The sequence below is a fragment of the Parasporobacterium paucivorans DSM 15970 genome (genome assembly GCF_900141895.1).
GTDB lineage: Bacteria > Bacillota > Clostridia > Lachnospirales > Lachnospiraceae > Parasporobacterium > Parasporobacterium paucivorans.
This window is the reverse complement of the sequence record NZ_FQYT01000004.1, coordinates 49658-62461: the sequence shown is the minus strand read 5'-3', so window position 1 is coordinate 62461 and position 12804 is coordinate 49658. Positions and strand designations below refer to the sequence as shown.

Genomic DNA, 12804 nt, shown 5'->3' with positions numbered 1-12804 from the left:
GATTTAATTTAGATTTGTGTTATAATTAGCAAAATTTTCCAAGTGGAGGTATTTTCATGTATTCTTTTAACGATATAGAAAAGTTTGATCCGGAAATAGCGGAAGCAATAAGATTGGAAATCGGGAGGCAGAAAAGCCACATCGAGCTTATCGCCAGCGAAAACCTGGTAAGTAATGCCGTGATGGCTGCAATGGGTTCTCCTTTAACAAATAAATATGCAGAAGGATATCCGGGAAGCCGTTATTATGGCGGCTGCGAATATGTTGATATTGCTGAAAATCTTGCAATAGACAGAGTAAAGAAGCTTTTTGGCTGTGAATATGCCAATGTACAGCCCCACTCGGGAGCCCAGGCAAACATGGCGGCTTTCTATGCAATAGTAAGCCCTGGGGACAGCGTGCTGGGAATGAGCCTTGCCCATGGAGGACATCTGAGCCACGGCAGCAAGGTGAATATCTCCGGAAAGTATTTCCATTCATTCACTTATGGAGTAAATGAAGATGGATATATCGACTACGACGAGGTACTGAGACTGGCGAAGGAATGCAAACCGAAGCTGATTGTCTGCGGAGCCAGTGCGTATGCACGTGAAATAGATTTCAAGAGATTCAGGGAGATTGCAGATGAAACAGGTGCCTATCTTATGGCCGACATCGCCCACGTGGCGGGACTTGTAGCTGGCGGTGTGCATATGAGCCCCATCCCTTATGCGCATGTAACGACTTCAACAACCCATAAGACACTGCGCGGACCTAGAGGTGGAATGATACTGTCCAGTGCGGAAAATGCGGAAAAATTCAACTTCAATAAGGCCGTTTTCCCAGGAATCCAGGGAGGCCCCCTCATGCACGTCATCGCAGCAAAGGCGGTTTGCTTTAAGGAAGCCCTTCAGGATGACTTCAAGGTATATGCACAGGATGTAGTGAAGAATGCATCGGCTCTGGCAGACGGACTTATCCAGAGAGGGTTTGAAATCTTTTCGGGCGGAACCGATAACCATCTGATGCTGGTAGACCTGAGAAATCTGGGAGTTACCGGGAAAGATTGTGAGAAAATGCTGGACGAGGCAAATATTACCTGCAATAAAAATTCTATCCCCAACGATACGACCCCGGCAAGCATAACCAGCGGTATCAGACTGGGCACCCCGGCCGTAACAACAAGAGGAATGAAAGAAAAGGAAATGGATATTATCGCAGAGGCAATCCATATCCTGGTAAATGACCACGCCAATAAAAACAGGGCGATTCAGCTGGTAAAAGATATAACGGACAAATATCCTTTGGGATATTAATAATAGCAAATAACAAGGGACTGCCCCAGAAAGTTTTTTGACGGCAGTCCCTTGCTTTGTTGACAAGGGGAACTGAAAATAGTATATTCTTCCTATTATCAGTTTAAAACAGGAGGCGTAATGTACAAGCTTATACATAAAGACGGGCAGGCAAAGCGGGGAGAGCTGCACACGGTTCACGGGGTTATACAGACACCGGTGTTCATGAACGTGGCTACGGTAGCTGCCATAAAAGGAGCAGTATCCACGGAAGATCTTCTGGGACTGAACACTCAGGTGGCCTTATCCAACACGTATCATCTCCATGTCAGGCCAGGCGATGAGGTAATCCGGAAATTAGGCGGACTTCATAAATTCATGGTCTGGGACAGACCTATTCTTACGGATTCAGGCGGATTCCAGGTGTTTTCCCTGGCAAAGCTCAGAAAAATCCGTGAAGAAGGGGTGGAATTCCAGTCCCATATAGACGGTCATAAAATATTCATGGGACCGGAAGAAAGCATGAGGATCCAGTCAAACCTCGGATCCACTATTGCGATGGCATTTGATGAATGTCCATCCAGTACCGCCGAACGAGCTTATGTGCAGGACTCTGTGGATAGAACAACAAGATGGCTGGAACGCTGCAGGACGGAAATGAAGAGGCTGAACGGACTGGAAGATACACTCAATCCTAAACAGATGCTGTTTGGGATTACCCAGGGAGCCATATATGAGGATATCCGGATGGAACATGCCAAGAGAATCGCGGAAATGGATCTGGATGGGTACGCCATCGGAGGGTTGGCGGTAGGCGAGACGCATGATGAAATGTACCGTATCATTGAGGCAACTGTTCCATATCTGCCGCAAGATAAGCCGACGTACCTGATGGGCGTGGGCACTCCGGCCAATATCCTGGAAGCGGTGGAAAGAGGCGTGGATTTCTTTGACTGCGTGTACCCTTCCCGGAATGGAAGGCATGGTCATGTCTACACGAACAAAGGGAAGATGAATATGTTCAATGCCAAATATGAACTGGACTCCGATCCAATCGAAGAAGGGTGCGGATGTCCGACCTGTCGCAGGTACAGCAGGGCCTACATAAGGCACCTTCTGAAGGCGAAAGAAATGCTGGGAATGCGATTATGTGTCTTGCATAATTTGTATTTCTATAATACAATGATGGAGGAAGTCCGCAAAGCCATCGAAGAGGATCGTTTTCAGGAATATAAAAAAATGAGGCTGGAAGGATTCGAACAGTCCAGCAGATAACATAGGACGGACTTCAAGAGGAATTAAATCACAGGAGGACAAGAAATGAACTCGTCATTATTATTAACTGGCTCAAGCAACAGCTGGGTCACCATTATTATTTATGTAGTAGTATTCGCAGCATTCATGTATTTCATCATTATCAAACCACAGAAGAAACAGCAGCAGAAAGCGAAGGCTCTGCTTTCATCACTGGAAATCGGAGACAGCATACTCACTTCCAGCGGATTTTACGGTGTGGTAATTGATATAACCGATGATACCGTTATCGTAGAATTCGGGAATAATAAGAACTGCAGAATTCCAATGCAGAAGGCAGCCATCGTTCAGGTGGAGAAAACAACCGGCGCAACGGAAGTTCAATAGGTGAAATTGTCTCATGAAAGGAAATGGGTCTGTGCAGCAGACTCATTTCCTTTCTGCTTTAAGTGAACAAACTTAGTATTGAAATCTAAATTAAAATAAGATATTATATTACCTAATAACCTTTTGTAGAAACGAGGAAATGCAATGGAATTCAATATATCTGTTATTTCCGGAGACGGTATAGGTCCGGAAATCGTCAGGGAAGCGAAGAAAGTTCTTGACAGAATTTGTAAAAAATATGGGCATACGTTTAATTACACGGAAGTTCTCATGGGAGGCGTCTCTATCGATGCCCATGGTGTTCCCCTCACGGAGGAAGCACTCAGGACTGCCAGGGAAAGCGATTCGGTTCTCCTTGGTGCGGTAGGCGGTATTGTCGGGAAAGACAGCTGGTATGATCTTCCACCCCAATTGAGGCCGGAAGCCGGGCTTCTTAAAATACGCAAAGGATTAGGGCTTTTTGCAAACCTGAGACCCGCCCTTCTGTATGACGAGTTGAAAGCTGCCTGTCCGCTGCGTCAGGACATTGCCGAAGCTGGTTTTGATCTGATAGTCGTCCGGGAGCTGACGGGCGGAATCTATTTCGGAGAACGTAAGACAGAAGAGATCGACGGAGTCATGACGGCAACAGATATATTGAAATATGACGAGAACGAGATAAGAAGGATAGCGGTCAAGGCTTTTGAGATTGCCAGCAAACGCAGGAATAAAGTTACAAGCGTGGACAAATCCAATGTACTGGATTCCTCCAGGCTTTGGGCCAAGGTTGTGGAAGAGACTGCAAAGAGTTACCCGTCCGTGACCCTGGAACATATGCTGGTGGACAATTGTGCAATGCAGCTGGTAAGAGATCCGGGACAGTTTGATGTGATTCTTACAGAAAACATGTTTGGAGATATATTGTCGGATGAGGCAAGCATGATTACCGGATCCATCGGAATGCTTCCTTCAGCCAGCCTTGGAGAAGGAAAACCCGGACTTTATGAACCGAGCCACGGAGCGGCACCGGATATTGCCGGAAAAGACCTGGCAAATCCCATTGCAACAATTTTATCGGCAGCCATGATGCTGAGATTTTCGTTTGACATGGATAAAGAAGCCGATGATGTGGAAAATGCCGTAAAAGCGGTGTTAAGAGAAGGATACAGAACCAAAGACATCATGTCGGAAGGTTGTATATATGCAGGGTGCCGTGAAATGGGCACATTAATTTCAGAAAGAATATTGGAGGAAGTATAATGAGAAGTGATTCAGTGACAAAAGGAATTCAGCAGGCACCACACCGTTCCCTGTTTAATGCTTTGGGATATACAAAAGAGGAGCTTTCCAGACCTCTGATAGGAATAGTCAGTTCATACAATGAAATTGTACCAGGACATATGAACCTGGACAAGATTGTGGAGGCAGTAAGGGCCGGCGTCCTTATGGCCGGCGGAACTCCAGTGGTTTTCCCTGCAATTGCCGTTTGTGACGGTATCGCCATGGGACATCAGGGAATGAAATATTCTCTGGTCACCAGAGAGCTGATTGCAGATTCTACAGAGGCAATGACGATGGCGCATCAGTTCGACGCTCTTGTCATGGTACCAAACTGTGATAAAAATGTACCAGGTCTTCTGATGGCGGCAGCCAGACTGAACATCCCGACTATCTTCGTCAGCGGCGGACCGATGCTTGCAGGAAGAATGAAGAATGGCTCAAGATCCTGCCTTTCCCAGATGTTTGAGGCCGTAGGTGCTTATAATGCGGGAAAAATGAACCTGGAAGAACTGGAAGAATATGAAGAAGGCGTATGTCCGACCTGCGGATCATGCTCTGGAATGTATACGGCTAACTCCATGAACTGCCTTACCGAGGCTATAGGAATGGGACTGAAAGGGAACGGCACAATTCCTGCTGTTATGTCAGAAAGAATCAGGCTGGCAAAACATGCCGGAATGAAAATCATGGAATTGCTGGAAAAGGACATCAAACCATGTGACATCATGACAGAAGATGCATTCATGAACGCACTTGCCCTGGATATGGCGCTGGGATGCAGTACAAACAGCATGCTTCACCTTCCGGCAATTGCCTACGAGGCAGGCGTGAAGCTTAATCTGGAAATAGCAAATGAGATTAGCGCAAAAACTCCAAATCTCTGCCATCTTGCTCCTGCCGGAGACACATATATGGAAGATCTGGACCTGGCGGGCGGCGTATACGCTGTCATGAATGAATTGAATAAAAAGGGCCTTATTAAAACGGACCTTATAACCTGCACCGGAAAAACAATAGCTGAAAACATCGAGGGATGTATCAATCTCAATCATGACGTCATAAGGCCTATTGAGAATCCATATAGCGAGACCGGCGGAATAGCCGTATTGACAGGAAATCTGGCACCGGATTCCTGTGTGGTAAAACGTTCAGCGGTTGCAGAAGAAATGCTGATACATGAAGGACCGGCAAGAGTATTTGATTGTGAAGAAGATTCCATAAATGCCATCAATGCCGGGAAAATCAAATCCGGAGATGTAGTGGTTATCCGTTATGAGGGACCAAAAGGCGGCCCTGGAATGAGAGAGATGCTCAACCCTACAGCTTCAATTGCCGGAATGGGTCTGGGCAAGGAAGTGGCTTTAATTACGGACGGACGTTTCAGCGGAGCGACAAGAGGCGCATGCATCGGTCACGTGTCTCCGGAAGCTGCAGTAGGCGGACCGATTGCATTGGTGGAAGAGGGCGATATCATCAAGATCGATATCAATGCAAATACAATTCATGTGGAAGTATCCGATGAAGAAATGAAAGCTAGAAAAGATAAATGGAAACCAAGGAAACCTTCGGTAACGAAGGGATATCTCGTACGATATGCGGCACAGGTTACTTCTGCCGATAAGGGGGCTATCCTGCAGGCGCCGAAAGAATAGAATTAGGAAATAGGTGATTACATGCTTTTGACAGGTGCTGAAATAGTAATAGAGTGTTTGAAAGAACAGGGAGTGGACACCGTTTTCGGATATCCGGGCGGTACCATTCTGAACATCTACGATGAACTTTATAAACATGCGGATGAAATTACGCATTATCTGACCTCCCATGAGCAGGGGGCGTCCCATGCAGCAGACGGATATGCCAGATCTACTGGAAAAGTAGGTGTGTGCATGGCAACCAGCGGACCTGGATCGACGAATCTGGTTACCGGGATTGCAACTGCATACATGGATTCCGTCCCACTGGTGGCCATTACGGCAAATGTGTCCAGAAATCTGCTTGGCAAAGATGCTTTCCAGGAAATCGACATCGTTGGGGTCACTATGCCCATTACGAAGCATAATTTTATCGTAAAAGATGTTAAGGATCTGGCTAAGACCTTGCGGAAAGCATTTCAAATTGCGCAGTCCGGAAGAAAAGGCCCGGTTCTGGTCGATATTACAAAGGATGCAACCGCGAACAAAGCGGAATACACGTATAAGAAACCACTTGAAATTATCCGGTCAACGGAAAATATTCTGGAAGAGGATATTGAAAATGCTCTCAGGATGATTCAAAAATCCAAGAAGCCATTTATCCTGGTCGGGGGCGGGGCAACATCCTCGGATGCGGCTGAAGAAGTCAGGGAATTTGCGGCGAAGATAAGTGCGCCTGTATGCGATACCCTTATGGGAAAAGGCGTGATGGATGGAAATGATCCCTTATATACGGGAATGCTTGGCATGCACGGCACGAAGACATCCAATCTGGGTGTTTCTGAATGTGATCTTCTGATTGCTATCGGTGTCAGATTCAGCGACCGAGTAGTGGGCAATTCCAAGGGATTTGCTCGCCATGCCAAAATCCTGCAGATCGATGTGGACAGAGCTGAGATAAATAAAAACATAAAAACGGCTTCCAGCATTACAGGGGATGTGAAAGAAGTCCTTTCTATCCTGAATAAAAAAATCGAATACACCAGCAGGGATGAGTGGACAAATCACATACTGGATATGAAGGAAGAATTTCCTCTTAAATACAGGGAGGATATTCTTACGGGACCTTACATAATCGAAACACTATGTAAAATCACTGAAGGCGATGCCATCATAACGACAGAAGTTGGCCAGAACCAGATGTGGGCGGCCCAATATTACACATATAAGCATCCCCACACCCTTATTACATCAGGAGGACTGGGTACAATGGGCTTCGGACTGGGAGCATGCATCGGAGCGAAGGTTGGAAACATGGATAAGCCTGTAATCAACATAGCCGGAGACGGATGCTTCCGTATGAATATGAATGAGCTTGCAACAGCGACACGCTATGATATTCCGATTGTCCAGGTCGTAATAAATAACAGCGTGCTGGGAATGGTCAGACAGTGGCAGAATCTGTTTTACGGGAAGAGATATTCCTGTACGACACTTGAGGATAAAGTGGACTTTGTGAAGCTGGCAGAAGCCATGGGAGCAAAAGGATACAGAGTTACAAAAAGGGAAGAGGTGGAACCGGTACTCAGGAAGGCGCTTGCCTTGAACGAACCGGTACTGATCGAATGCCAGATTGATCCCGATGACAAGGTATTCCCGATGGTTGCCCCCAACACGGCGATCAGTGAAGTGTTTGCCGAGGAAGATCTTGAAGCAAAGGGATTCAAATAAATAAAAATTTAAGGAGGATTTAGAAATGGCCAGAGTTTATAATTTTTCAGCAGGACCGGCAGTTTTGCCAGAAGAGGTGTTAAAAGAAGCAGCAGATGAAATGCTGGATTACGGCGGTTCAGGAATGTCAGTAATGGAGATGAGCCATCGATCTAAGACCTTTGAAAAAATTCTTGCAGATGCAGAACAGGATCTTAGGGATTTACTGGAAATACCGGATAATTACAAAGTGCTGTTCCTTCAGGGCGGAGCTTCACAGCAGTTTGCCATGATTCCTATGAACCTGATGAAGAACAAAGTTGTGGATCATATCCTGACTGGACAATGGGCAACAAAGGCATACAAAGAAGCTAAAATATTCGGACAGGCCAATGTAATAGCCTCTTCAGAAGACAAAAACTTCACCTATATCCCGGACTGCTCGGATCTTCCAATAAGCCCGGATGCAGATTACGTATATATTTGCGAAAACAATACCATTTACGGAACAAAATTCAAAACACTTCCTAATACCAAGGGAAAGGATCTGGTAGCAGATGTTTCTTCCTGCTTCCTGTCTGAACCTGCGGATGTGAGCAAATATGCCATAATGTATGGTGGAGTGCAGAAAAACATTGGTCCGGCCGGCGTCGTCATCGTTATCATCCGTGAAGATCTGATTACGGAAGATACACTGCCTGGAACACCTACCATGTTGAAATTCAAGACACATTCTGATGCAGGTTCCATGTACAATACGCCGCCTTCATACGGCATCTATATCTGCGGCAAGGTATTCAAGTGGCTGAAAAGCATTGGCGGCCTCGAAGAAATGAAGAGACGCAACATCAAAAAAGCGGGAATACTGTATGACTATCTTGACAGCAGCGAGATGTTCAGCGCGACAGTAACAGATCCAGATTCCCGTTCTCTTATGAACGTTCCATTTGTTACCGGAAAACCTGACCTGGATGCAAAATTTATTGCGGAAGCCACAAAAGCAGGCTTTGTGAATCTTAAAGGCTACCGTACAATCGGCGGAATGCGTGCAAGCATTTACAACGCGATGCCGATTGAAGGTGTTGAGAAACTCGTAGAGTTCATGAGCAAGTTTGAGGCTGAGAATAAATAACGGAAGGAAGTACAAGATGGTCAAAGTTAAATGTTTAAATCCGATAGCCCAGGTGGGAATGCAATTATTCACTCCTGATTATGTCGAAGTGGAGAATATGGATGATGCCGATGTGGTTCTGGTAAGAAGTGCGGATATGCATTGCCTGGAAATAGGCGACAACATCAAGGCGATCGCCAGAGCGGGAGCTGGCGTGAACAACATACCGATTGAAGAATGCTCAAAAAAAGGAATTGTAGTATTTAACACACCTGGAGCAAACGCAAACGGCGTCAAAGAGCTGGTCGTAGCATCCCTCATCATGGCTTCCAGAAATATCCTGGATGGTGCCAACTGGGTAAAAACCCTCAAAGATGATTCGGATGTGGCAAATGCAGTTGAAAAAGGCAAGAAGAAGTATGTCGGAAATGAAGTCTTTGGAAAGAAAATCGGCATAATCGGACTCGGCGCAATCGGCGGAAGAGTCGCCAATGCATGCAACGGTCTTGGAATGGAAGTTTATGGATATGATCCGTTCATTTCCGTAAAAGGCGCATGGCATTTATCCAGACACGTGCATCATGCAAATTCTCTGGAGGAAATATATCGCCAGTGCGATTACATAAGCGTGCATATCCCTGCGACAGCGGAAACAAAGGGAATGATCTGCAAAGATACAATGGAAATGATGAAGGATGGAATCATAATCCTGAACTTCTCCAGAGATACGCTGATTAATGATGACGATATGGAAGCGGCCCTCAAGTCCGGCAAGGTAAAACGCTACGTGACTGACTTCCCGAATCAGAAGACGGTAAATATGGAAGGCGTCATGGCGATTCCTCATTTGGGAGCCAGCACTGAAGAGTCGGAAGACAACTGTGCGGTAATGGCAGTTAAGCAGCTGATGGATTTCATGGAATATGGAAACATAACAAATTCTGTAAATTATCCGAACTGTGATCTGGGTGACACCAATAATGAAGAACGTATCCTGATCAATCATTTGAACAAACCGAATATGATCAGCCAGTTTTCGGCAGTATTTGCGAAAGAGAACATCAATATTTCCGACATGATCAACAAGAGTAAGGGTGAGTACGCGTATTCTGTATTTGACCTGGACAGTTCGACATATCCGTCCCTTCTGGAGCAGATAGCTGCTGTTGAAGGCGTGAAGAGAACCCGTACGATTCGATAATGGAAGGAAACTGATATGGCAAATATTAGACCATTTAAATGCATAAGACCAAGGAAGGATGCCGCAAGCAGGGTTGCGGCTCTTCCTTATGATGTCTATAACAGAAAAGAAGCCAAAGAAGCTGTAGCGAAAGAAGAACTCTCTTTCCTGAAAATCGACAGGGCTGAGACCCAGTTTGATGACAGCGTTGAACCGTATGATGACAGAGTCTATTTGAAGGCCAGAGAAATCCTGGACAATATGATTGCAGAAGGCATCCTGGTGGAAGATAACGCAGAATGCTATTATTTGTATGAATTGAAGATGGGAGACAGACGACAGACGGGAATCGTGGCATGTGCCTCTATTGACGATTACCTGAACAATAGGATCAAGAAGCATGAGAATACCAGAGAAGACAAGGAAATTGACCGTATAAGGCATGTGGATACCTGTTCGGCTCAGACCGGACCTATTTTCCTCGCATACCGTGCAGTTCAGGAAATCAACGAAATTGTGGATGAGGCAAAGGAGCTGAGCCCGGTTTACGATTTTGTGTCTGAAGATGGTATCGGTCACAGGGTATGGAAAATGGACGCTTCCGAACGGATCGCTGCGATAAAGGAACAATTTGGAGCAATTTCAGACATATACATAGCGGACGGCCACCACAGAGCCGCTTCCGCCGTAAAGGTGGGATTGAAAAGAAGAGCGGAAAATCCGGACTATGACGGAGGTGAGGAATTCAATTATTTCCTGTCCGTTCTTTTTCCGGATGAACAGCTGAAGATAATGGATTATAACCGGGCAGTACGAGATCTGAACGGACACACCCGGGAAGAATTTCTTGAAATCATCTCGGAGGACTTCGAACTGGAAGAAATGGGGAAAGAACCTTTCCAGCCGCCTGCAAAAGGCGTGGTGGGAATGTTCCTCGCGGGCAGCTGGTATAAGCTGACGGCGAAAAAGCATCTTCTTTCAACAGATCCCGTGGAAGGTCTGGATGTATCCATTCTTCAGAATCATCTTCTGGCTCCGGTTCTGGGTGTAATGGATCCCCGGACGGACAAGAGAATCGATTTCATCGGAGGGATCCGCGGGCTTAAGGAACTGGAGAAAAGGTGCCAGGAGGACATGACGGTTGCCTTTGCCATGTACCCTACCCAGATAGAAGAACTGTTTTCCGTGGCGGATGCCGGAAGGCTTATGCCTCCTAAATCCACGTGGTTTGAGCCCAAGCTCAGAAGCGGATTATTCATACATCGTATTTAAGCATTTAAGGAAACGTTGGGAGTGTGAACGTCATTATTAATCAGATAGAGAGCTACCTGCCAAAGTTATTGGATTTTGGGATAAACGTCCTGGTAGCGGTTATAATATTTATCATAGGAACGCAGGTCATCAAGCTGATTGTAAAAATGACCAGAAAGATTTTTGAACGCTCCAAAATGGAAGTTACGGTTGGGAAATTTCTTATTTCCCTTATAAAGGCCGTGTTGTATGTGGTACTGATTATCGCAGTATGCGGACAGGTCGGAATACAGACGGCCTCTTTTATCGCGGTCATCGGATCGGCGGGCCTGGCGATTGGTCTGGCTCTTCAGGGAAGCTTGTCGAATTTTGCAGGCGGAGTGCTCATACTGATATTGAAGCCGTTTAAGGTGGGAGACTACATCCGGAGAGACGGGGGAGAAGAGGGCTCGGTGAGCACGATAGATTTGTTCTACACGCACCTTGTCACCCCGGACAACCGGATGGTTGTCGTGCCGAACGGCCTCCTGGCAAACAGCAGCATAACCAATACTACGGCCTTTAACCAAAGAAGACTGGATATTGTAATCGGAATCAGTTATACATCCGATATTGCGAAAGCGAAGGAAATAATTGGGAACCTCATGGAAACGGTTGATGAGGGGATAGACATGCCTTCAGAGGTCTTCGTAAAGGAACTGGAACCCAGCCGGGTTGTCATAGAATTCCGGAAATGGGTCAGTACCCAGAACTACTGGAATGTTAAGCCCTATCTTACGGAGAAGGTAAAGGAAGTGCTGGAAGGCAACGGCATTGAATTATCCAGTGAAACGGTAGAAGTTCACATAAAGAAGGATTAAAGGGAAAGAAGGCGAGAAAATGGCAGTCGGACTGGTACTGGAGGGTGGTGCAAACCGTTTTATATTTTCCAGTGGGGTTCTGGATGCGATGATGGAAGAAGATGTCCAGACCGATTATCTTGTAGGCGTGTCTGCAGGTATCGGGTACGGGGTCAATTATGCGTCCAGACAGGTAGGAAGAACTCTCGAGATATTCGAACGTTTTATTAACGATAAGAGATATATGGGATTCAAAAACCTTTTTAAAAAGGGAAACAGATCTTATTTCAACCTTGATTTCACCTATGATACAATACCGAACGAGCTTGTACCTTTTGATATGGATGTTTTTCGTGAATTTCCCGGGGAAGTGGAGGCGGTGGTCACCAACCTGGAGACAGGAGACCCCATGTACAAGCCTATCCCATGCGACGACGATAAATTTCAGATATTGCGTGCATCGTGCGCGCTTCCGCTGCTGTTTCCCATTATTTATCTGGACGGAGACCCCTGCATGGATGGTGGGCTGTCAGACCCGATACCATTCGAGAGAGCGATGGGCAAGGGCTGTGACAAAGTCATAGCCATCCTGACCCGTGAAAGAGAGTATGAAAAAGGCACGGAGAAATTTACGAGACTCGTTCACTGGAAATACAGAAAATATCCTCAGTTCCTGAAGGCTTTGGACAGCAGACCGGATGTGTACAATGCACAGAGAAAAAAGCTGTTTGAGCTGGAGAAGGAAGGCCGGGCTTTTGTTTTTACGCCGGACAACACCCGGGAATTCGGACGGATAGAAAAGAATATGGATAAGATTCACGGCATGTACGACTGCGGCTATGATGCCTGCATGGATAAAATGGAAGAGCTAAAGGCGTTCTGCCGGAAATAATAAAAACGGGGTGTA

At 46.1% G+C, this 12804-nt stretch carries 11 protein-coding genes; all 11 read left to right on the top strand.

Annotated features, from left to right (window positions below; genetic code table 11):
- The first annotated feature begins 56 nt into the window (after positions 1-56).
- Positions 57-1295, top strand: a complete 1239-nt coding sequence (gene glyA / locus BUA79_RS02340) for a serine hydroxymethyltransferase (protein WP_073992762.1) — start codon at positions 57-59, stop codon at positions 1293-1295.
- A gap of 120 nt (positions 1296-1415) precedes the next feature.
- Positions 1416-2549, top strand: coding sequence for a tRNA guanosine(34) transglycosylase Tgt (gene tgt, locus BUA79_RS02335; protein ID WP_073992761.1), 1134 nt, complete (start codon positions 1416-1418; stop codon positions 2547-2549).
- Positions 2550-2594: 45 nt separating this feature from the next.
- Positions 2595-2915, top strand: coding sequence for a preprotein translocase subunit YajC (yajC, locus tag BUA79_RS02330; protein WP_073992760.1), 321 nt, complete (start codon positions 2595-2597; stop codon positions 2913-2915).
- Positions 2916-3059: 144 nt separating this feature from the next.
- Entirely contained in the window at positions 3060-4154 is a 1095-nt protein-coding gene (gene leuB / locus BUA79_RS02325; protein ID WP_073992759.1) for a 3-isopropylmalate dehydrogenase, read from the top strand.
- A complete protein-coding gene (gene ilvD, locus BUA79_RS02320; protein ID WP_073992758.1) occupies positions 4154-5827 on the top strand; it encodes a dihydroxy-acid dehydratase in 1674 nt (557 codons plus the stop codon). Before leuB ends, ilvD begins: the two co-directional genes overlap by 1 nt.
- Positions 5828-5848: 21 nt before the next feature.
- Positions 5849-7537 (top strand): biosynthetic-type acetolactate synthase large subunit, encoded by a 1689-nt coding sequence (ilvB, locus tag BUA79_RS02315; protein WP_073992757.1) that lies wholly within the window; start codon positions 5849-5851, stop codon positions 7535-7537.
- A gap of 25 nt (positions 7538-7562) precedes the next feature.
- Positions 7563-8648 carry a 3-phosphoserine/phosphohydroxythreonine transaminase gene (gene serC / locus BUA79_RS02310; RefSeq protein WP_073992756.1) on the top strand — a complete coding sequence of 362 codons (1086 nt, stop codon included), beginning with the start codon at positions 7563-7565 and terminating at the stop codon, positions 8646-8648.
- 16 nt (positions 8649-8664) lie between these two features.
- On the top strand, positions 8665-9828 hold the full coding sequence (locus BUA79_RS02305; protein ID WP_073992755.1) for a phosphoglycerate dehydrogenase: 1164 nt from the start codon (positions 8665-8667) through the stop codon (positions 9826-9828).
- A 15-nt stretch (positions 9829-9843) separates the two neighbouring features.
- Positions 9844-11079 (top strand): DUF1015 domain-containing protein, encoded by a 1236-nt coding sequence (locus tag BUA79_RS02300; protein ID WP_073992754.1) that lies wholly within the window; start codon positions 9844-9846, stop codon positions 11077-11079.
- Between the two features lie 23 nt (positions 11080-11102).
- On the top strand, positions 11103-11918 hold the full coding sequence (locus BUA79_RS02295) for a mechanosensitive ion channel family protein (protein WP_073992753.1): 816 nt from the start codon (positions 11103-11105) through the stop codon (positions 11916-11918).
- Positions 11919-11937: 19 nt separating this feature from the next.
- Positions 11938-12789, top strand: coding sequence for a patatin-like phospholipase family protein (locus BUA79_RS02290; RefSeq protein ID WP_073992752.1), 852 nt, complete (start codon positions 11938-11940; stop codon positions 12787-12789).
- Positions 12790-12804 lie beyond the last annotated feature (15 nt).

What these genes read in the sequence shown, in the direction of transcription:
- glyA (WP_073992762.1), top strand. Translation starts at nt 57, where the DNA reads ATGTATTCTTTTAACGATATAGAAAAGTTTGATCCGGAAATAGCGGAA.
- tgt (WP_073992761.1), top strand. Translation starts at nt 1,416, where the DNA reads ATGTACAAGCTTATACATAAAGACGGGCAGGCAAAGCGGGGAGAGCTG.
- yajC (WP_073992760.1), top strand. Translation starts at nt 2,595, where the DNA reads ATGAACTCGTCATTATTATTAACTGGCTCAAGCAACAGCTGGGTCACC.
- leuB (WP_073992759.1), top strand. Translation starts at nt 3,060, where the DNA reads ATGGAATTCAATATATCTGTTATTTCCGGAGACGGTATAGGTCCGGAA.
- ilvD (WP_073992758.1), top strand. Translation starts at nt 4,154, where the DNA reads ATGAGAAGTGATTCAGTGACAAAAGGAATTCAGCAGGCACCACACCGT.
- ilvB (WP_073992757.1), top strand. Translation starts at nt 5,849, where the DNA reads ATGCTTTTGACAGGTGCTGAAATAGTAATAGAGTGTTTGAAAGAACAG.
- serC (WP_073992756.1), top strand. Translation starts at nt 7,563, where the DNA reads ATGGCCAGAGTTTATAATTTTTCAGCAGGACCGGCAGTTTTGCCAGAA.
- BUA79_RS02305 (WP_073992755.1), top strand. Translation starts at nt 8,665, where the DNA reads ATGGTCAAAGTTAAATGTTTAAATCCGATAGCCCAGGTGGGAATGCAA.
- BUA79_RS02300 (WP_073992754.1), top strand. Translation starts at nt 9,844, where the DNA reads ATGGCAAATATTAGACCATTTAAATGCATAAGACCAAGGAAGGATGCC.
- BUA79_RS02290 (WP_073992752.1), top strand. Translation starts at nt 11,938, where the DNA reads ATGGCAGTCGGACTGGTACTGGAGGGTGGTGCAAACCGTTTTATATTT.